Here is a 23,417-nt window from a genome sequence, read left to right as displayed (position 1 = left end):
TTAAGGATTAAATTAAGATTTGGTTATTCTGCAATAACGTCTGCAGATCGGTCTGCACATCGGCTAACGTCAGCACGCTACCAGAAGTATATTGCCCACCCAGACCATCACGGTCGATACTGATAACAGTATCATTGCCGACGGTTTCAACTTTCAGGTAATCATTGATTCCCCTGGAAGCATCATCCAGTTCAGACTGACCATTTTCGTTCTGGAAGAAGGTAATGGAACCGTTGTAATCCAGCATGTCGCTGAGATCGATCAGGTCCGCATCACTGTCTGTAGCCACATTACCCACATGGAAGCCATGAACCGTGTCGTGACCATTACCACCGGTCACATCATTTTCCATACCTGCCAGCACATGGTACATCAACGTGTCGTTACCCCCGTTGACCAGGTAGAAGGTGTCATTGCCACCACCTCCTTCGAACAGGTTGTTCGCCGAGTTATCGGTAAACGAATCCCCCTGGGCCGATCCCACCAATGCATCGACATTGACCAACTGGTCAGTGCCCGCCGTTGTTGTTCCCGTCCACAGGTTAGCCGTTACCGCTTCGCTCGAAGCGCTGTAATCAACAGTGTTAATGACATAATCAGCTGCCAACGTACTGACGCTATCAGCCGTCAGGCTACCGTTACTGATCACCAACTGGTGGTTAGCCAGCAAGGTTTCCAGATTCACTTGGGTATTGCTGAACGTCAACAGTTGCGTTGAACCATAGGTCGAACCAATACCATCTCGGTCAATGCTCAATATACTGTCATTGCCGCTGTAGGTAATGGAGAGATACTGTCTGATGGTATCCCCTGCATCGATGGTTGCCACACCGTTAATGTAATGTGCCGCGCCATCTGCATCCGCCCGGTAGCCAACCAGCAGTTCACTGACATCAATAATGTCAGCATCCGACGTTGCCTCTACGGTACCCACGAAGAAGTTGTTAACCGTATCGTGACCGTTGCCACCATTGGCCGAAGCCGCATCCAGTGCACGATACATCAGCGTATCCTGACCACCGTGAATCAGATTGAAGGTGTCATCGCCACCACGTCCGTCGAAGTAGTTGTTAGCCGCGTTACCAGTGAAGGTATCGTTGCCACTTCCCCCCGCCAGACCTTCGATATTCACAAACTGTGCATTGCCAAAGCCAGTGCTCTGCATACTCGTATTGCTAAGATCGATGGTTAATGGCGCGCTGCCAGCCAGTTTATAGTCAACAATGTCCAGACCACCAGTATCGCTCCAGGATTTCACCCCTGAGACGGTTTGAGTACCCCCACCACCGTTATACAAGTCGTTGCCCAAGGTGGCGAAGAATGTATCGTTATAGCCGGTGCCGACAATTCCTGTCGCGTTGGTACCGCCGTTAGCGCTGGCGTTGGCAACATTGGTTTCGGACTCGGTGGTCAATACATAGGCACTGTTGGCCTCCGTCGCCTTCAACCCGGCCCAAGCCTTATTGACAATCTCAACGGTGTTACTGCCCACCGTCGCCACGCCACCTACATCCGCGAAGGCCCCATTGCTGGAACGCAGAATCACGGCACTGTAGGTCTTGCTGGCATCCAATCCGTAGAAGTCCACAATCGCGGTACTGTCGTTGGTCTGGTTACCAGACTGGGCGTTGATCATCTGGGTAGAAACCACCTGCCCGGTTGCCTCGTCAATCAACTGTACCGTGTTGCCGTAAAGGGAGTTGATTCCACCTTCATCCAGAATACGCAGATGGATCGCGGTGCCATATTCCACATTGTTTTGGTTTTCAATGTAGGTCGTGACACCATTGCTGGTAAAGGCCAACAGATCGCGATCGCCGTCCCAGTCAACATCAATTGCAATCGCACCCGTTACCTGACTACCTGTCGCTGTGCCGCCAATCGTCGTTTGACCTACCTGTGTGAGCAAATTGGTGGTAGTAAAGCTTGTCGTCCCTGCTGAAGAAGTATTGGTATACAGGTTAATCGGCCCACTGGCATTGGCAGCGTTGATACCACCAACCCCCGCAGACATCCCAGGAAGCTCGATAACGTCCATCTTACCATCGTGGTTCCAGTCCAGGCCGATTGACGCTCCGCCCGCCAAGTTGTCGGTAAAGGTGTACATACCAGCTGCTGTTGGATTACCAATGCCGTCATTATTCGGATCATCAAAGACCAGTTTACCGGTACCATCGTTGAAGTAGATCCGGCTGGCGTATTCCCCAGCATTGTTACCAGCACCGCTGGCAGTGGTGGTGCTTTCACTACCACGACCCAGGAACAAGTCCATGTAGCCATCGCCGTTGAAGTCAGCCCAGGTCATGGCAACACCGTTACCAATGGACGGGTCATCATCCGTACCGCGTTGGAAGACGTTATTAACAACCTGCGTCACTTTCCAGTCGTTGTTGTTGGTACCATTGACCACCACCAGACGAGATTGGTTATTACTGATCGCCGCAGTGGAGTTGGTTGCGCCGTCGGCATCAATGCGCGAACCGTCGGCAACGATGTTTTGACTGTGCATTACAAAGTCAACGATACCATCGTTGTTGAGGTCAACACCGGACAGTTCCATATCCGGCTGCGATTGATCCAGGCCGATCGGTCGATGGCTGGCATCGGTCGCATAATCTGTTGCGAACGTACCATCCTTGTCCATACCAACTACTGTGCCATCGTGGTTCAACACTATTTGTGAACCATAACCCCCCCGGATACCACTGTCGTTCGGCGTCTGATCACCGATAACCATATCCACATAACCATCACCGTCTTTATCGATAGCGATGATACCGCCATACCAGCTCCAGGTGTTCGCACTGCCCGCTGTATTCGCATCACCCGCAAAGTCACCGGTTTGCGGTGAGTAGGTAAACGCCCCTACCTGATAAGCTGTATACGTCGAGCCATTGTAATAGAACATCTGTTGGCCATCATCGAATTGGCTGTCAACTGCAAACAGATCCATCAGACCGTCACGGTTGTAGTCAATAAATGTGGCATTCTGCACATAGCTGATACCGCTATAGCCTGTACCAGAGTTACTCACCAGACTCGTTGCCGAGAAATCACCTAAAGAGGAAGACGAGGTCCCAGTAGCATCGAGCATGGTCTGGTTAGTATGGATACGCCATACGCCATCTTCACCAATTGTGACTGCCGTTGCCTTCTGGTTGGCATCACCACCGCCTGCGCCCACAGTCACGACCGGCGTTGGCGCAACTACCAGTTCATTGGCACTGTCGTCAGTAGTGATCTGGCTGCCATCCGCAGAATAGAGCACTGCCTGTACGTCATAGGTCCCGATGCTCAAAGCATTGGTATCTGGAATTTGTACATACCAAGTGTTGTTGAGCGGATCGACCACAACTTGCCCGTCTTGAGAGCTGTATGTCTTACCGTCAATTGTTACCTCAACGTATTCACCAGGCTGAATATCAAAGCCGGTATAACCGGAAACGATCGGCGTAGTATCCAGCGTATTCTGCACGTTGATCATCATGGCCAGATCAATGGTCATGGTGAAGTTATTGGAAATCGTCCCTTCGTTACCCGCTTGATCGGACACCACCGCACGGAAGGTGTAAGTAGTATCATCGTTCAGCGGAGGCAATACGAAAGTCCATGATCCGTCATTGGCTACCGTTGCAGTTCCCAGGAGTTGATTAGAGTCGGCATCGTAAATGCGAACCTCATCGCCAGCATCCAGCGCATTACCATTGACCTGCCCATTTAACGTCGGGTTACGATCGTCAGTGCTGGTGCCAGAGCCGAATTCACCAGTTTCCAGACCCACATCATCAGTATAACTGTTGATGGTGACGGTTTGAGTTGGTGCATCCAGATCGATAGTCAGCGCAAAGTCTGGTGAAATTGCCGTTTCGTTACCTGCCAAATCCACCGCAGTTGCGGTATAAGTGTAGGTATTGGTATTTACCAGATTACTGAGTGCCAGGGTCCAGGATCTGTTAACCAGATCGATCACCGCAGCACCTACTAACTGCCCATCCTGGTAGATACGGATAGTGTCTGTTGCCAGCAGGTCGCCAGTCCAGGTTCCTTTCAGGACCGGTGAAGTATCGTCTGTCGAGCCACCGCTACCCAAGATCAACCCTTGATTGGTACCCACATCATCGTAGTAACCTTCGATAGCCAGCGTCACCTCAGGTGCCTTGGTATCAATAGTAACGCTGACATTAGCTGTTGGAGATCCCTCGTTGCCAACCACATCGGTAACGGTGGTGGTGAAGTTATGGACACCATCCAACATATTTTCGTTCGGCGTCCAACTCCACTGACCGGTAGCCGCATCGGCTGTTGCTTCGCCAACCTTCACGCCATCATCATAGATGTTGACTTTACCTCCGGCCTCAGCAGTACCACTAAAGGTCGGTCTGGCATCATCTGTTACATCGCCATTATTGAGAGTCCCCTGGATTTCACCCACATCATCAGTAATCACCAGATCGGTCACAGCACTTGGCGCGGTAGTATCTATGGTGATACTCCAGCCATTACTTGCATCACTGGTCTGTCCCGCGCTATTGGTCGCTGTAACCGTAAAGTTATAGTTACCATCGCTCAGTCCAGCGTCCGGCGTGAAGCTCCAGTCACCATTCGCGTCTGCCGTCGTGGTTCCCACTACAGTAGTGCCGTTATAAATGGTAATGATGCCGCCTTCTGCTAACCCAGACGTCCCACTCAAGGTTGGGGTATTGTCTTTGGTCAGATCGCCGCTGCTCAGGCTGACAATTTCACTATTGCTGTCATCCACAATATTGGTGATGCCCGGCATATCTGGCGTCATCGATACATTGACATCGTAGCTGGTCTGCGGATTTGCGCTATTACCTACGCTATCGGTTTCCACTACGCTCAACTGGTTGAGGCCATCATACAGAGAACCGCTTGAGGCCAGCTCCCAGGTACCATTTGCCGCTACGGTTGTTGTGCCAAGTACAATGGTATTGCCACTGGCATCAGTGGTTGAAACCGTAATGGTATTACCCACTTCAGCTCCTGTACCTCTGATCACCGGTTGACGATCGTCCATCACACCATTTTGAGCAACAGAACCTGTCACACTACCCACGTTATCAATCACATCAGTGATCGCCACCAGGCTGGCGTCAGGCGCCGAAAAGTCCAGCGTCAGCACGAAGGTGTTGGACGGATCGCTCACGTTGCCCGCCGCGTCCGTCGCCGTCACCGTGAAGCGGTGCTCGCCCTCGGACAGCCGCACGCTCGGGGTGAACGTCCAGCTCCCGCTGGCGCTGGCCGTCGCCGTGCCGATCACGCCGTTCTGGTCGGAGATCGTCACCGTGCTGTTGGCCTCCGCGCGCCCGCTCAGCGTCGGCGTCGGGTCGTCCGTCGCGCTGCCGCTGGCCATCGCCTGTGGCTGCACGCTGCCCACGTCGTCCGCCGCCGAGTCGATGGTCGGCGCCGTTGGCGCGACCGAGTCGACCGTGAAGCTCCAGCTGCCGCTGGTGCTGCTGTTGCCCGCCGGGTCGACCGCCGTCGCGCTCAGGCTGTGCAGCCCCTGGCCGAGGTCAACCGTTGGCGTAAAGCTCCAGCCGCCGTTCGCGTTCGCGGTGGTGGTGCCCAGCACGTTCGCGCCGTCCATCACCGTCACCACGCTGTCCGCCTTCGCCGTGCCGTTCAGCGTCGGGCGGGTGTCGTCCGTCACGCCGTTCTGCGCGACGGCGCCGGTCACCGCGCCGACGTCGTCCACCAGGCCGGTCAGCGCGACCAGCCCCGGCTCGACGTCCACCGTCACCACCAGGTGCTCGCCCTCGGCGCTGGTGTTGCCGGCCGCGTCCGTCACCCGGGTGGTGAAGTCGTGCGCGCCGTTGTCCAGCGCCGCGCCCGGCGTAAACGACCAGGCGCCGCTGGCGTCCGCCACCGCGCTGCCGATCGCCGCCCCGTTGTCGTAGACGGTGACCGTGCTGCCGGCCTCCGCCCTGCCGCCGAAGGTCGGCGTGTTGTCGTCGGTCACCTGCCCGGCGCTCAGCGCGCCCTGCTCGGCGCCGACGTCGTCGGTCACGGTCAGGCCGGTCACCGGCTCCGGCGCGATGGTGTCGACAACGATGTCGAACGCCCCGGTCGCCGGGCTGGTCTGCCCGATGCTGTCGGTCACCGAGGCCGTCAGGTTGTGGTTGCCCTCCGCCAGCGGCGCTGACGGCGTGAAGCTCCACGCCCCGCTGCCGTCGACCACCGCGGTGCCGATCGCCGCGCCGTTGTCGAACACCGTCACCGTGCCGCCCGCCACCGCCGACCCGCTCAGGGTCGGGGTGCTGTCGTTGGTGACGTCGCCCTTCTGCAGCGCGCCGCTGTTCGGCTCCGCGTTGCCCTCCACGCTGGTGATCACCGGCGGGTTCGGCGCCACGGTCACCACGTTAATCGCGTACTCCGGCGAGGCCGGGGTCACGTTGCCCACCGCGTCGCTTTCGGTGGCGGTCAGGGTGTAGAGCCCGTCCGCCAGCGGCAGGGTCGGGGTCATTGACCAGCCGCCGTCCGCCTGCACCGTCGCCGTGCCGATCACCGCGCCGTTGTTGTACACCGTGATGGTGTTGCCGGCCTCCGCGCCGGTGCCGCTGATGGTCGGGCGGTTGTCGTCGGTGGTGCCGCCGGATGCGACCTGCCCGGTCACCGCGCCGACCTGGTCGTTCACCCCGGTGATCGCCACCAGGCTGGCGTCAGGCGCCGTGAAGTCCAGCGTCAGCACGAAGGTGTTGGACGGATCGCTCACGTTGCCCGCCGCGTCCGTCGCCGTCACCGTGAAGCGGTGCTCGCCCTCGGACAGCCGCACGCTCGGGGTGAACGTCCAGCTCCCGCTGGCGCTGGCCGTCGCCGTGCCGATCACGCCGTTCTGGTCCGAGATCGTCACCGTGCTGTTGGCCTCCGCGCGCCCGCTCAGCGTCGGCGTCGGGTCGTCCGTCGCGCTGCCGCTGGCCATCGCCTGCGGCTGCACGCTGCCCACGTCGTCCGCCGCCGAGTCGATGGTCGGCGCCGTCGGCGCGACCGAGTCGACCGTGAAGCTCCAGCTGCCGCTGGTGCTGCTGTTGCCCGCCGGGTCGACCGCCGTCGCGCTCAGGCTGTGCAGCCCCTGGCCGAGGTCAACCGTTGGCGTGAAGCTCCAGCCGCCGTTCGCGTTCGCGGTGGTGGTGCCCAGCACGTTCGCGCCGTCCATCACCGTCACCACGCTGTCCGCCTTCGCCGTGCCGTTCAGCGTCGGGCGGGTGTCGTCCGTCACGCCGTTCTGCGCGATAGCGCCGGTCACCGCGCCGACGTCGTCCACCAGGCCGGTCAGCGCGACCAGCCCCGGCACCACGTCCACCGTCACCACCAGGTGCTCGCCCTCGGCGCTGGTGTTGCCGGCCGCGTCCGTCACCCGGGTGGTGAAGTCGTGCGCGCCGTTGTCCAGCGCCGCGCCCGGCGTAAACGACCAGGCGCCGCTGGCGTCCGCCACCGCGCTGCCGATCGCCGCCCCGTTGTCGTAGACGGTGACCGTGCTGCCGGCCTCCGCCCTGCCGCCGAAGGTCGGCGTGTTGTCGTCGGTCACCTGCCCGGCGCTCAGCGCGCCCTGCTCGGCGCCGACGTCGTCGGTCACGGTCAGGCCGGTCACCGGATCCGGCGCGATGGTGTCGACAACGATGTCGAACGCCCCGGTCGCCGGGCTGGTCTGCCCGATGCTGTCGGTCACCGAGGCCGTCAGGTTGTGGTTGCCCTCCGCCAGCGGCGCTGACGGCGTGAAGCTCCACGCCCCGCTGCCGTCGACCACCGCGGTGCCGATCGCCGCGCCGTTGTCGAACACCGTCACCGTGCCGCCCGCCACCGCCGACCCGCTCAGGGTCGGGGTGCTGTCGTTGGTGACGTCGCCCTTCTGCAGCGCGCCGCTGTTCGGCTCCGCGTTGCCCTCCACGCTGGTGATCACCGGCGGGTTCGGCGCCACGGTCACCACGTTAATCGCGTACTCCGGCGAGGCCGGGGTCACGTTGCCCACCGCGTCGCTTTCGGTGGCGGTCAGGGTGTAGAGCCCGTCCGCCAGCGGCAGGGTCGGGGTCATTGACCAGCCGCCGTCCGCCTGCACCGTCGCCGTGCCGATCACCGCGCCGTTGTTGTACACCGTGATGGTGTTGCCGGCCTCCGCGCCGGTGCCGCTGATGGTCGGGCGGTTGTCGTCGGTGGTGCCGCCGGATGCGACCTGCCCGGTCACCGCGCCGACCTGGTCGTTCACCCCGGTGATCGCCACCAGGCTGGCGTCAGGCGCCGTGAAGTCCAGCGTCAGCACGAAGGTGTTTGACGGATCGCTCACGTTGCCCGCCGCGTCCGTCGCCGTCACCGTAAAGCGGTGCTCGCCCTCGGACAGCCGCACGCTCGGGGTGAACGTCCAGCTCCCGCTGGCGCTGGCCGTCGCCGTGCCGATCACGCCGTTCTGGTCCGAGATCGTCACCGTGCTGTTGGCCTCCGCGCGCCCGCTCAGCGTCGGCGTCGGGTCGTCCGTCGCGCTGCCGCTGGCCATCGCCTGCGGCTGCACGCTGCCCACGTCGTCCGCCGCCGAGTCGATGGTCGGCGCCGTCGGCGCGATCGAGTCGACCGTGAAGCTCCAGCTGCCGCTGGTGCTGCTGTTGCCCGCCGGGTCGACCGCCGTCGCGCTCAGGCTGTGCAGCCCCTGGCCGAGGTCAAAACTTGGCGTGAAGCTCCAGCCGCCGTTCGCGTTCGCGGTGGTGGTGCCCAGCACGTTCGCGCCGTCCATCACCGTCACCACGCTGTCCGCCTTCGCCGTGCCGTTCAGCGTCGGGCGGGTGTCGTCCGTCACGCCGTTCTGCGCGACGGCGCCGGTCACCGCGCCGACGTCGTCCACCAGGCCGGTCAGCGCGACCAGCCCCGGCTCGACGTCCACCGTCACCACCAGGTGCTCGCCCTCGGCGCTGGTGTTGCCGGCCGCGTCCGTCACCCGGGTGGTGAAGTCGTGCGCGCCGTTGTCCAGCGCCGCGCCCGGCGTAAACGACCAGGCGCCGCTGGCGTCCGCCACCGCGCTGCCGATCGCCGCCCCGTTGTCGTAGACGGTGACCGTGCTGCCGGCCTCCGCCCTGCCGCCGAAGGTCGGCGTGTTGTCGTCGGTCACCTGCCCGGCGCTCAGCGCGCCCTGCGTCGCACCGACGTCGTCGGTCACGGTCAGGCCGGTCACCGGATCCGGCGCGATGGTGTCGACAACGATGTCGAACGCCCCGGTCGCCGGGCTGGTCTGCCCGATGCTGTCTACTACCGAAGCCGTCAGGTTGTGGTTGCCCTCCGCCAGCGGCGCTGACGGCGTGAAGCTCCACTCGCCATTATCACCAACGACAGCGGTGCCGATCGCCGCGCCGTTGTCGAACACCGTCACCGTGCCGCCCGCCACCGCCGACCCGCTCAGGGTCGGGGTGCTGTCGTTGGTGACGTCGCCCTTCTGCAGCGCGCCGCTGTTCGGCTCCGCGTTGCCCTCCACGCTGGTGATCACCGGCGGGTTCGGCGCCACGGTCACCACGTTAATCGCGTACTCCGGCGAGGCCGGGGTCACGTTGCCCACCGCATCAGTTTCGGTGGCGGTCAGGGTGTAGAGCCCGTCCGCCAGCGGCAGGGTCGGGGTCATTGACCAGCCGCCGTCCGCCTGCACCGTCGCCGTGCCGATCACCGCGCCGTTGTTGTACACCGTGATGGTGTTGCCGGCCTCCGCGCCGGTGCCGCTGATGGTCGGGCGGTTGTCGTCGGTGGTTCCGCCGGATGCGACCTGCCCGGTCACCGCGCCGACCTGATCGTCGACCCCGGTGATCGCCACCAGGCTGGCGTCAGGCGCCGTGTAGTCGGTCGTCAGCTCGAAGGCATCGGAGGCCGCGCTGGTATTGCCCGCCGCGTCCGTCGCCGTGGTCGTCAGCGAGTGGTCGCCCTCCGCCAGCGGCGTGGTCGGGGTGAACGACCACGCGCCGTTTTCGTCCGCCGCCACCGTGCCGATCAGCCCGCCGTTGTCGTAGATGTCGATGGTGCTGCCCGGCTCCGCCGTCCCCGCAAAGGTCGGCGTCGCGTCGTCGGTCACGCCGCCGCTTACCAGCGGCCCGCGCACGTCGCCGACGTCGTCCGTCGCCCCGCCGATTACCGGCTGCTCCGGCGCCACGCTGTCAACGGTGAACTCCACCGCCGGGCTGGTCACGCTGTTCCCCGCCGCGTCCTCCGCCGTCGCCGTCAGGCTGTGCGCGCCCTCGCCCAGCTCCGCCTCCGGCCTGAAGCTCCAGCTGCCGTCCGGCTGCACCGTCGTCGTGCCCAGCACGACGTCGCCGTCCTGCACCGTCACCACGCTGCCCGGCTTGCCGCTGCCGCTGATTTCCGGCCGCGTGTCGTCCGTCACGCCGCCCGCCGGCACGTTGCCGGTCACCGGCCCCACGCTGTCCGTCACCGTGCCCACGCTCACCACCACCGGGGTGTCGTCCACCACGATGCTGATCCCCGGGCTCGGCTCGCTGACGTTGCCCGCCGCGTCCGTCACCGTGGTGCTCAGGTTGTGCTCGCCGTTGTCCAGCGGCTCAGATGGCGTAAACGCCCAGCTGCCGCTCTCGTCGATCACCGCAGTGCCGATTTCTTGGCCGTTGTCGGTGATGGTGACGGTGCTGCCCGGCTCGCCGCTGCCGCTCAGGGTCGGCGAGCGGTCGTCCGTGGTCTCGCCCGGTGCCACCGGCCCGGTTTTGTCGCCCACGTCGTCAACGATCACGATGTCAGTCGCCGCTTCAGGCGCCAACGTATCGATAACGAGGATAAAGTCGTCGCTTGGCGCGGTGCGGTTGCCCGCCGCGTCCACCGCGACCAGCGTCAGCTGGTTGCTGCCCTCCAGCAGCGGCAGCGCCGGCGTCAGCGACCAGCTGCCGTCCGCCTGCACCGTCGCGCTGCCGATCGGCCGGTTGCCCGACGCGTCCTGCGCGTAAACGATGACCGTGTCGCCGGCGGTGCCGATGCCGCTGATCACCGGACGGCTGTCGTCGGTTACCCCGCCCGATACCACCGGGCCGGTCACGCTGCCGACGTTGTCCGTCACCGCGGTGATCGCCAGGAACTCCGGCCCGGTCGGCGACGCCGTGTAGTCGGTCGTCAGCTCGAAGGCATCGGAGGCCGCGCTGGTGTTGCCCGCCGCGTCCGTCGCCGTGGTCGTCAGCGAGTGGTCGCCCTCCGCCAGCGGCGTGGTCGGGGTGAACGACCACGCGCCGTTTTCGTCCGCCGCCACCGTGCCGATCAGCCCGCCGTTGTCGTAGATGTCGATGGTGCTGCCCGGCTCCGCCGTCCCCGCAAAGGTCGGCGTCGCGTCGTCGGTCACGCCGCCGCTTACCAGCGGCCCGCGCACGTCGCCGACGTCGTCCGTCGCCCCGCCGATTACCGGCTGCTCCGGCGCCACGCTGTCAACGGTGAACTCCACCGCCGGGCTGGTCACGCTGTTCCCCGCCGCGTCCTCCGCCGTCGCCGTCAGGCTGTGCGCGCCCTCGCCCAGCTCCGCCTCCGGCCTGAAGCTCCAGCTGCCGTCCGGCTGCACCGTCGTCGTGCCCAGCACGACGTCGCCGTCCTGCACCGTCACCACGCTGCCCGGCTTGCCGCTGCCGCTGATTTCCGGCCGCGTGTCGTCCGTCACGCCGCCCGCCGGCACGTTGCCGGTCACCGGCCCCACGCTGTCCGCCACCGTGCCCACGCTTACCACCACCGGGGTGTCGTCCACCACGATGCTGATCCCCGGGCTCGGCTCGCTGACGTTGCCCGCCGCGTCCGTCACCGTGGTGCTCAGGTTGTGCTCGCCGTTGTCCAGCGGCTCAGATGGCGTAAACGTCCAGCTGCCGCTCTCGTCGATCACCGCCGTGCCGATTTCGCGGCCGTTGTCGGTGACGGTGACGGTGCTGCCCGGCTCGCCGCTGCCGCTCAGGGTCGGCGAACGGTCGTCCGTGGTCTCGCCCGGCGCCACCGGCCCGGTTTTGTCGCCCACGTCGTCAACGATCGCGATGCCGGCCGCCGCCTCCGGCGCCGCGGTGTCGATAACGAGGGCAAAGTCGCCGCTCGGCGCGCTGACGTTGCCCGCCGCGTCGGTTGAGGTGATGGTCAGGCTGTGGCCGCCGTCCGCCAGCCCCGCCTCCGGGGTAAACGTCCAGCGCCCGCCGGCGTCCGCCGCCGCGTTGCCGATCGCCACGCCGTTGTCGTAAACGGTGACGGTGCTGTTCGCCTCCGCCGAGCCGCTCAGGGTCGGGGTGCTGTCGTTGGTGACGTCGCCCTTCTGCAGCGCGCCGCTGTTCGGCTCAACGTTGTCCACCACGCTCAGGATCGCCGGCACCGCCGGCACGGTGATGTCGACGGTAATGTCCCAGGACGGCGCGCTCGGCGCGGTGCGGTTGCCCGCCGCGTCCACCGCGACCAGCGTCAGCTGGTTGCTGCCCTCCAGCAGCGGCAGCTCAGGCGTCAGCGACCAGCTGCCGTCCGCCTGCACCGTCGCGCTGCCGATCGGCCGGTTGCCCGACGCGTCCTGCGCGTAAACGATGACCGTGTCGCCGGCGGTGCCGATGCCGCTGATCACCGGACGGCTGTCGTCGGTTACCCCGCCCGATACCACCGGGCCGGTCACGCTGCCGACGTTGTCCGTCACCGCGGTGATCGCCAGGAACTCCGGCCCGGTCGGCGACGCCGTGTAGTCGGTCGTCAGCTCGAAGGCATCGGAGGCCGCGCTGGTGTTGCCCGCCGCGTCCGTCGCCGTGGTCGTCAGCGAGTGGTCGCCCTCCGCCAGCGGCGTGGTCGGGGTGAACGACCACGCGCCGTTTTCGTCCGCCGCCACCGTGCCGATCAGCCCGCCGTTGTCGTAGATGTCGATGGTGCTGCCCGGCTCCGCCGTCCCCGCAAAGGTCGGCGTCGCGTCGTCGGTCACGCCGCCGCTTACCAGCGGCCCGCGCACGTCGCCGACGTCGTCCGTCGCCCCGCCGATTACCGGCTGCTCCGGCGCCACGCTGTCAACGGTGAACTCCACCGCCGGGCTGGTCACGCTGTTCCCCGCCGCGTCCTCCGCCGTCGCCGTCAGGCTGTGCGCGCCCTCGCCCAGCTCCGCCTCCGGCCTGAAGCTCCAGCTGCCGTCCGGCTGCACCGTCGTCGTGCCCAGCACGACGTCGCCGTCCTGCACCGTCACCACGCTGCCCGGCTTGCCGCTGCCGCTGATTTCCGGCCGCGTGTCGTCCGTCACGCCGCCCGCCGGCACGTTGCCGGTCACCGGCCCCACGCTGTCCGCCACCGTGCCCACGCTTACCACCACCGGGGTGTCGTCCACCACGATGCTGATCCCCGGGCTCGGCTCGCTGACGTTGCCCGCCGCGTCCGTCACCGTGGTGCTCAGGTTGTGCTCGCCGTTGTCCAGCGGCTCAGATGGCGTAAACGTCCAGCTGCCGCTCTCGTCGATCACCGCCGTGCCGATTTCGCGGCCGTTGTCGGTGACGGTGACGGTGCTGCCCGGCTCGCCGCTGCCGCTCAGGGTCGGCGAACGGTCGTCCGTGGTCTCGCCCGGCGCCACCGGCCCGGTTTTGTCGCCCACGTCGTCAACGATCGCGATGCCGGCCGCCGCCTCCGGCGCCGCGGTGTCGATAACGAGGGCAAAGTCGCCGCTCGGCGCGCTGACGTTGCCCGCCGCGTCGGTTGAGGTGATGGTCAGGCTGTGGCCGCCGTCCGCCAGCCCCGCCTCCGGGGTAAACGTCCAGCGCCCGCCGGCGTCCGCCGCCGCGTTGCCGATCGCCACGCCGTTATCGTAAACGGTGACGGTGCTGTTCGCCTCCGCCGAGCCGCTCAGGGTCGGGGTGCTGTCGTTGGTGACGTCGCCCTTCTGCAGCGCGCCGCTGTTCGGCTCAACGTTGTCCACCACGCTCAGGATCGCCGGCACCGCCGGCACAGAGATGTCGACGGTAATGTCCCAGGACGGCGCGCTCGGCGCGGTGCGGTTGCCCGCCGCGTCCACCGCGACCAGCGTCAGCTGGTTGCTGCCCTCCAGCAGCGGCAGCGCCGGCGTCAGCGACCAGCTGCCGTCCGCCTGCACCGTCGCGCTGCCGATCGGCCGGTTGCCCGACGCGTCCTGCGCGTAAACGATGACCGTGTCGCCGGCGGTGCCGATGCCGCTGATCACCGGGCGGCTGTCGTCGGTTACCCCGCCCGATACCACCGGGCCGGTCACGCTGCCGACGTTGTCCGTCACCGCGGTGATCGCCAGGAACTCCGGCCCGGTCGGCGACGCCGTGTAGTCGGTCGTCAGCTCGAAGGCATCGGAGGCCGCGCTGGTGTTGCCCGCCGCGTCCGTCGCCGTGGTCGTCAGCGAGTGGTCGCCCTCCGCCAGCGGCGTGGTCGGGGTGAACGACCACGCGCCGTTTTCGTCCGCCGCCACCGTGCCGATCAGCCCGCCGTTGTCGTAGATGTCGATGGTGCTGCCCGGCTCCGCCGTTCCCGCAAAGGTCGGCGTCGCGTCGTCGGTCACGCCGCCGCTTACCAGCGGCCCGCGCACGTCGCCGACGTCGTCCGTCGCCCCGCCGATTACCGGCTGCTCCGGCGCCACGCTGTCAACGGTGAACTCCACCGCCGGGCTGGTCACGCTGTTCCCCGCCGCGTCCTCCGCCGTCGCCGTCAGGCTGTGCGCGCCCTCGCCCAGCTCCGCCTCCGGCCTGAAGCTCCAGCTGCCGTCCGGCTGCACCGTCGTCGTGCCCAGCACGACGTCGCCGTCCTGCACCGTCACCACGCTGCCCGGCTTGCCGCTGCCGCTGATTTCCGGCCGCGTGTCGTCCGTCACGCCGCCCGCCGCCACGTTGCCGGTCACCGGCCCCACGCTGTCCGCCACCGTGCCCACGCTCACCACCACCGGGGTGTCGTCCACCACGATGCTGATCCCCGGGCTCGGCTCGCTGACGTTGCCCGCCGCGTCCGTCACCGTGGTGCTCAGGTTGTGCTCGCCGTTGTCCAGCGGCTCAGATGGCGTAAACGTCCAGCTGCCGCTCTCGTCGATCACCGCCGTGCCGATTTCGCGGCCGTTGTCGGTGACGGTGACGGTGCTGCCCGGCTCGCCGCTGCCGCTCAGGGTCGGCGAACGGTCGTCCGTGGTCTCGCCCGGCGCCACCGGCCCGGTTTTGTCGCCCACGTCGTCAACGATTACGATACCGGCCGCCGCCTCCGGCGCCGCGGTGTCGATAACGAGGGCAAAGTCGCCGCTCGGCGCGCTGACGTTGCCCGCCGCGTCGGTTGAGGTGATGGTCAGGCTGTGGCCGCCGTCCGCCAGCCCCGCCTCCGGGGTAAACGTCCAGCGCCCGCCGGCGTCCGCCGCCGCGTTGCCGATCGCCACGCCGTTGTCGTAAACGGTGACGGTGCTGTTCGCCTCCGCCGAGCCGCTCAGGGTCGGGGTGCTGTCGTTGGTGACGTCGCCCTTCTGCAGCGCGCCGCTGTTCGGCTCAACGTTGTCCACCACGCTCAGGATCGCCGGCACCGCCGGCACAGAGATGTCGACGGTAATGTCCCAGGACGGCGCGCTCGGCGCGGTGCGGTTGCCCGCCGCGTCCACCGCAACCAGCGTCAGCTGGTTGCTGCCCTCCAGCAGCGGCAGCGCCGGCGTCAGCGACCAGCTGCCGTCCGCCTGCACCGTCGCGCTGCCGATCGGCCGGTTGCCCGACGCGTCCTGCGCGTAAACGATGACCGTGTCGCCGGCGGTGCCGATGCCGCTGATCACCGGGCGGCTGTCGTCGGTTACCCCGCCCGATACCACCGGGCCGGTCACGCTGCCGACGTTGTCCGTCACCGCGGTGATCGCCAGGAACTCCGGCCCGGTCGGCGACGCCGTGTAGTCGGTCGTCAGCTCGAAGGCATCGGAGGCCGCGCTGGTGTTGCCCGCCGCGTCCGTCGCCGTGGTCGTCAGCGAGTGGTCGCCCTCCGCCAGCGGCGTGGTCGGGGTGAACGACCACGCGCCGTTTTCGTCCGCCGCCACCGTGCCGATCAGCCCGCCGTTGTCGTAGATGTCGATGGTGCTGCCCGGCTCCGCCGTCCCCGCAAAGGTCGGCGTCGCGTCGTCGGTCACGCCGCCGCTTACCAGCGGCCCGCGCACGTCGCCGACGTCGTCCGTCGCCCCGCCGATTACCGGCTGCTCCGGCGCCACGCTGTCAACGGTGAACTCCACCGCCGGGCTGGTCACGCTGTTACCCGCCGCGTCCTCCGCCGTCGCCGTCAGGCTGTGCGCGCCCTCGCCCAGCTCCGCCTCCGGCCTGAAGCTCCAGCTGCCGTCCGGCTGCACCGTCGTCGTGCCCAGCACGACGTCGCCGTCCTGCACCGTCACCACGCTGCCCGGCTTGCCGCTGCCGCTGATTTCCGGCCGCGTGTCGTCCGTCACGCCGCCCGCCGGCACGTTGCCGGTCACCGGCCCCACGCTGTCCGCCACCGTGCCCACGCTCACCACCACCGGGGTGTCGTCCACCACGATGCTGATCCCCGGGCTCGGCTCGCTGACGTTGCCCGCCGCGTCCGTCACCGTGGTGCTCAGGTTGTGCTCGCCGTTGTCCAGCGGCGCCGGCGGGGTAAACGTCCAGCTGCCGCTCTCGTCGATCACCGCCGTGCCGATCTCGCGGCCGTTGTCGGTGACGGTGACGGTGCTGCCCGGCTCGCCGCTGCCGCTCAGGGTCGGCGAACGGTCGTCCGTGGTCTCGCCCGGCGCCACCGGCCCGGTTTTGTCGCCCACGTCGTCAACGATCACGATGCCGGCCGCCGCCTCCGGCGCCGCGGTGTCGATAACGAGGGCAAAGTCGCCGCTCGGCGCGCTGACGTTGCCCGCCGCGTCGGTTGAGGTGATGGTCAGGCTGTGGCCGCCGTCCGCCAGCCCCGCTTCCGGGGTAAACGTCCAGCGCCCGCCGGCGTCCGCCGTCGCGTTGCCGATCGCCACGCCGTTGTCGTAAACGGTGACGGTGCTGTTCGCCTCCGCCGAGCCGCTCAGGGTCGGGGTGCTGTCGTTGGTGACGTCGCCCTTCTGCAGCGCGCCGGCGTTCGGCTCAACGTTGTCCACCACGCTGAGGATCGCCGGTGCACCGCTGGCAACAGGAATGAAGATATTAATGTCATAGCTTGGTGATGACAGAGGGGTTCTGTTACCTGCGGCATCCTGCGCAATGATGGCCAGTTGGTTCGTGCCTTCAAGCAGCGGTAACTCTGGTGCCATGCTCCAGGTACCGTCTTCGCCAACAACTGCACTGCCAATCAGATGGTTGCCAGAGATGTCAGTGGTATAGACAAAAACCGTGTCGCCGGCAGTGCCGATGCCACTGATTTGAGGTTTGCTGTCATCGGTGATTTCACCGCTGGCAACATTACCTTGCCTGTCACCAACGCTATCGGCAACCGCAGTGATCGCCAGAAACTCTGATCCTGACAGAGGTGGAGTGGTATCAACGGTAAAGTCTAACGACTCAGAAGGTGCGCTCTCGTTACCTGCCAGATCGGACTCTGTGACCGTAATGCTATGATCGCTCTCGCTAAGCGCTTCTTCTGGAGTAAAGCTCCATTTGCCATCTTCACCAATCACCACAGAACCGATCTGCTGGCCACCATCATAAATGGTAATGGTATTGCCTGCTTCGCCAACGCCGCTTAGTTGAGGCCTGGACTCATCAGTCGTACTACCTTGCTGAATGATACCGGTAATAGGTCCGGTATTATCAATAGCCTGAGAAACACCCGGTTGGTCAGGCGCGGTGGTGTCGACATTAATTACAATCGGATCTGAAGGTTCGCTTTTATTACCGGATTGATTTTGTTCGGTAATAACCAGTTCATGTCGACCTTCATCGAGAGGGAGTTCCGGGACAAAGGTCCAGTTGCCGTTTTCATCAATCGTAGTGGTGCCAATTTCATTACCATTATCTTGAATGATGATGACGTTGCCTGGCTCACCCTTGCCGCTTAAGACCGGCTGAGTTTCATCAGTGATTCCACCTGATTGTATTGGTCCGGTAATACTGCCGGTATTATCCTGAATTTCACTGATGTTCGGCTGAGAAAGCAAACCAGTATCGACCGTAAAGGCCCATCCTTCAGAAATAACGCTCTGGTTTCCTGCTGCATCAGTCTGAGAAACTGTAATGTTGTGAGAACCGTTAACCAACGCGGTTTCTGGCAGGAATGACCAACGGCCTGCAGCATTGACTTCAGCAGTGCCGATGACAATACCGTTATCATAAATAGTTACGGTGCTACCGGCTTCGCCAGTACCACTTATTTCTGGACGTGAATCGTCGGTAAAGCCACCCGGCTGAATTTCACCAACCGTATCGCCCACTTTATCCATAATATGCTGAATGCCGGGCACGCCTGGCGCTACAGTATCCACGCCAAAATTCAGCGAGTCTGATGGAGAGCTGATATTACCTGAAGGATCGGTTTCAGTGATCACCAGCTCATGCTGGCCATCTGCCAATGAATTTTCCGGCGTGAAAGTCCAGTTACCTGCATTATCAATGACTACCGAACCAATTTCCTGGCCATTGTCATAAATCGTAATGGTATTACCAGGCTGACCGGTGCCACTCAGAACAGGTTTAGCTTCGTCAGTGACGCTGCCATTCTGAATTGCCCCAGTGATTGGTCCGGTATTATCCAGCGCCTGGCCAATTGCCGGCTTAGCCGGTGGGTTACTTTCGCCATCATCATTATTATTATTGGCAATAGCAGCCCCGGCACCGATAAGGCCAGCCGCTCCAAGCCATCCTAACAGGCCGTAAAGTATATAGTTGTTACTATCATCATCGGAGCCAGTAAAAATATCCTCACCGCTGCCCAATGCCGGGCCACCCAGCGCTGCATCAGACATTTCACCTTCGCTGGTCAGATAACCACTTTCGTAGTCTGCACCTGACAAAGGCACATAGGCGTACAGTTGCCCATCTTCCGCCATACCTAACAATGCAGGATTTTTGTCATTCCCATTGAAGTAATCTTCAATAATAATACTGGCTTGAGTGTCACCTTCCTGGATGACATGCAACTCATTGCCTACGCGGGTGAGAGTAATATTTTCTGGAGCAAAATCGTTACCAAGATTTTTCAACAGATACTTATTACCGTCGATCAATTTAACCTTAACTGCCTTGTTTGCGTTCGCGGTTAACAGTCGGGTTTTCCCCTCGCCACTGTTGACGGCCAGAACTATTGTTCTATCCATTTATTCCATAACTCCAGATGTTGCTCCGATGAAAAAGCGTCATTTCCTTTATAACGAATGACGTTCTGGTCACTGCAAAGATAATCACCTGACACTTTATCATTGATAATCAGACAATTTTAGCCACCCCCAAAACCCGGGTTTTGAGGGAAATAAACAGCACTAAGTAAACTTAAGAAAATATCAAGAAAAGAACAATGTAAATGGTTGTTTTTAAAGGAATCACCCTCACAAGAACTGTGAGGGTTTTGAGCTGATGAAATAGCATCCAGGTAAAAAGTAGGAAAAATTAATCCTGAAACTAAATAAATAATCCTGATTTAAATCATTCAGGATTGTTAATACTTTGATGTAATCCGTAGTCGCATAATTACAACTACTGGCATTGTTAAAAAAACCACACACAGCGCATGGCTATAGTGATTCACTACCATTACATTTAGTCATTAAAAGTCAGGCTGAAATTAGCAACCAACTTCCATACATTCCATTTTGAATGATGAGACAGGCAAACGTTTAATCCCAATTTTTCTAAGTATATTGGACTTATGTGCACTGATGGTTTTTTGACTACGTGAAAGCTTTACGGAGATTTCTTTGTTGGTTGCACCATCAAGATACATTTTTAAAATTTCCATCTCTCGACGAGTCAACCCAACAGATTCGCAATACTCTTCATTAAATAATGCCGAATTATTGTTCTTCAGTGCATAGATATCCCAGGAATAGCAATAGCCACCTGATCGCACAACATTGATTGCGTTAAGGAATAACTCTACTCCACTTTCAAACTCAATCATTCCACGCACATTGTTCAGATGATTTATGAATTTGTAGATTCCCTGATCTTTTTTTGCAAGAATCAGCAGCGGAATGTTAGTCACCGCAGCAAATTTCTTTAAGCTGGTTAGTGGCATATCATCCAGCTTCTTGCCATCAATGATGCAAATGTCATAGGATTCGGCAATAGTTGACTCGATGCATTCTTCGATACTTTTTAATACAATAGTAGAATCTTGATAGTTCGCTTCAATAATATGGACTATTCCCAAGCTTCCAATGTTCTTTTCACCCAGATATAAAAATTTCATTAGCAATCTCTTAAGAGCCATACTCATATGAACAGCTAACCATCCAGAAAATATTAAGTATAGACTACAATATAAAAAAATAATTTAAGAAGTTATTGATCATAAAGCGGCAAACATCGCTATGACTTATATAGAAATGGGACAAACCAATATCAATCGAAGCCAAATTAAAAATCAGCGATGATAAATATAAAATTCATCTATAAACCGGGGCTTGGAATATTTAATAAAAAATACCCAGGAAGATTAAATTTCCATTTCTTATCTTCGGTAAGAACATATACATCAAAAAAACTTGCTGTTATGTTGCGCGAAGAACACTCCATTGCATTCGCAAATTAACACTCCTCCTCTAATATTGTCATCGGTGAGATTCACCTGGCGCAGCGTTAGCACCTTGAGAGTTCTCCAATGTCTAAATTTTGCTCTTAGCGCTATCCTGTAAGCACTATAATAATGAAGCTTCATGTGATCTTAGATAAGCTAATAATTTACAGAGGAAAATTATAACTTAAACAAACCATTAACGAGCCTCCACATAATTGCTAACCACTCTTACATAATGCGGATATTAATGTCACACTACCCTGACTGTTCACTTACAAATCATACTATATACTAATAATGTTTCAGTCAATCCTGCCAGGTTTTACCAAGTGTTAAATTTGTAATCTTTCGCTGAACAAAACAACATTTAACCCATTGATTAAACAAGACTTTAATTAAGCAATCAATAAAAACACTTATTTTTAATAGGCATATATTTAGATTACTGACAGGATGCCTAGATATTCCTATGCAAAAAGACAATTCTTACACCAATATACACACCAGGATTAATCCCAATCATCAAACTATAGAGCGCATGGCAAGCTGTTAATCTATCACGCTCTCTTTGAGATCTGCGCAAAAAAGGCTCAAGTGCTCTCATAAAATTATTTCGTAGATATAATAATTTTTTTGATTCCCTTTAAAAAATAGAGCTCATGCTACTCCACAATGGACATCATTGGCCGCCAGATAGTATAGGATTAGAACAAGGATTTATCCGATACTGGAATTAAATATTTCGAGCATATCGAATATTCCTGAATACACAATCAGGTTTAGTTCGCGCAGAGCCATACACTCAATCAAGATCTTTTTTTAAGTGTAAATTTTGCATTTACATTCTATACCAGGTGAATATAGGGCTATCTGGTGAGCAAATATGATAATGCACCACACCTGGATAGTAACGATGAGTAATTAGTTGCCTGTGAAATGTGGTTCGATATTGCCAATCATAAAATTCTTAAACTCTGCTGTGCTTTAGACATTCTCAACTTGCCGTTTTCCATATCGCAAGCCAGCCTGACATGCTGTCGCGACTAAATAGTTCAGTCTCACTCACGACTCCCGTTCGCGGTGACAGCATCTCCTGCAACAGCGAATCATTGCTGTGATACATCCTTATCAATGTTCCAGGGGTAGCAACTGGGTAAAAAGCCTATCTCTGCTGCGGTGTGGCAAACACCTTCTTAATAGGTGTGCGAATCACCGGGGATGCCGTCAGTCGGTTGCCAAACATTGCTCCAAAGAGAGACTCAAACATGATAAGTCTGTCACAAATATCCAACGAGCCAGGTTTTCAGTTTAGTCCGCACTGAATGTAAGAATTGCACCTGGTGCTCAGTCACGCCTGAGTTGTTTTTGCATTGATGCGTCAGACGCATCAAACGATAACTAAAACGCACTTATTAAATCACCATTATTGCGCCAGTCTCCTGATACAAGTCGGTAACAACTACGACACATTTAATATGTATCGGAGAAAATAATGAATCAAACCTCTGCTCATCCTGCATCAGCCCGTTCACGTATTGGCGCAATTTTTCGGGTAACCTCGGGAAACTTCTTAGAACAATTCGATTTTTTCCTGTTTGGTTTTTACGCAACCTATATTGCTCATACCTTTTTTCCTGCAAGCAGTGAGTTCGCCTCACTCATGATGACTTTTGCTGTTTTTGGCGCGGGCTTTTTAATGCGCCCTATCGGCGCGGTGGTATTGGGTGCTTATATTGACAAAGTAGGGCGCCGGAAAGGGCTTATCGTTACGTTATCCATTATGGCAATGGGCACATTTCTTATCGTGCTGATTCCTTCTTACAATGCGATCGGATTTTGGGCACCTTTAATCGTCCTCGTCGGTCGATTGCTGCAAGGATTCTCAGCCGGTGCTGAGTTGGGTGGAGTGTCCGTATACCTGGCTGAAATTGCAACGCCCGGAAAGAAAGGTTTTTACACCAGCTGGCAGTCCGGTAGCCAGCAGGTAGCGATTATGGTCGCCGCCGCGATGGGATTTGCTCTTAATGCATTGCTGGACGAAGCAGCTATCGGTGACTGGGGATGGCGCATCCCGTTTCTGTTTGGTTGTTTAATCGTTCCCTTTATCTTTTTCCTGCGCCGTAATCTGGAAGAAACCGAAGAGTTCAGCGCCCGACGTCAACATCCGGAACTATCCCAGGTATTCCGTACCCTGATGGAGAACTGGAAAATAGTGGTAGCCGGCATGCTGATGGTGGCGATGACGACAACTTCATTCTATTTGATTACGGTATACGCCCCGACTTTCGGTAAAAAAGTCCTGCTGCTGAGTGCTTCTGACAGTCTGTTGGTCACGCTGCTGGTTGCAGTGTCCAACTTTATCTGGTTACCGATTGGCGGAGCTATTTCTGATAAATTCGGGCGTAAACCAGTGTTGATTACCATGGCGCTGATCGCCATCGCCACCTCATATCCCGCGCTCAAACTTCTGGCTGGCGCGCCTGATTTCTATATGATGCTGGGCGTTTTACTCTGGTTGTCATTTATTTATGGCCTGTACAACGGTGCCATGATCCCTGCCCTGACGGAAATAATGCCAACCTCGGTCAGAGTAGCCGGTTTCTCGCTGGCATATAGCCTTGCTACTGCCATTTTTGGCGGCTTCACTCCGGCAATCTCAACGGTACTGATTGAAACCACAGGTGATAAAGCCTCTCCCGGATTGTGGATGAGTTTTGCTGCGGTGTGCGCACTACTGGCAACCCTGTATCTGTACAAACAGGAAACACCACAACCTCACTCTGCTAAAAAAACTTTCGGATAATGGA

Annotated in this window: 3 protein-coding genes; 1 reads left to right on the top strand and 2 read right to left on the bottom strand. The window is 59.8% G+C overall.

The annotated features are described in order from the left end of the window. Positions 1 to 7: 7 nt before the first annotated feature. On the bottom strand, positions 8 to 19,192 hold the full coding sequence (locus ACP3TC_RS02965; RefSeq protein ID WP_426817490.1) for an Ig-like domain-containing protein: 19,185 nt from the start codon (positions 19,190 to 19,192) through the stop codon (positions 8 to 10). A gap of 464 nt (positions 19,193 to 19,656) precedes the next feature. Beyond that, positions 19,657 to 20,283, bottom strand: coding sequence for a helix-turn-helix transcriptional regulator (locus ACP3TC_RS02960; RefSeq protein ID WP_313853703.1), 627 nt, complete (start codon positions 20,281 to 20,283; stop codon positions 19,657 to 19,659). A gap of 1,819 nt (positions 20,284 to 22,102) precedes the next feature. Between ACP3TC_RS02960 and ACP3TC_RS02955 the strand changes: the two genes are divergently transcribed. Continuing rightward, positions 22,103 to 23,413, top strand: coding sequence for an MFS transporter (locus ACP3TC_RS02955; RefSeq protein ID WP_313853704.1), 1,311 nt, complete (start codon positions 22,103 to 22,105; stop codon positions 23,411 to 23,413). Positions 23,414 to 23,417 lie beyond the last annotated feature (4 nt).

The sequence above is a fragment of the Winslowiella sp. 2C04 genome (assembly GCF_050037805.1).
Classification (GTDB): domain Bacteria; phylum Pseudomonadota; class Gammaproteobacteria; order Enterobacterales; family Enterobacteriaceae; genus Erwinia; species Erwinia toletana_A.
The sequence above is the reverse complement of the archived record's forward strand: the minus strand, read 5'-3'. Positions and strand labels throughout refer to the sequence as shown.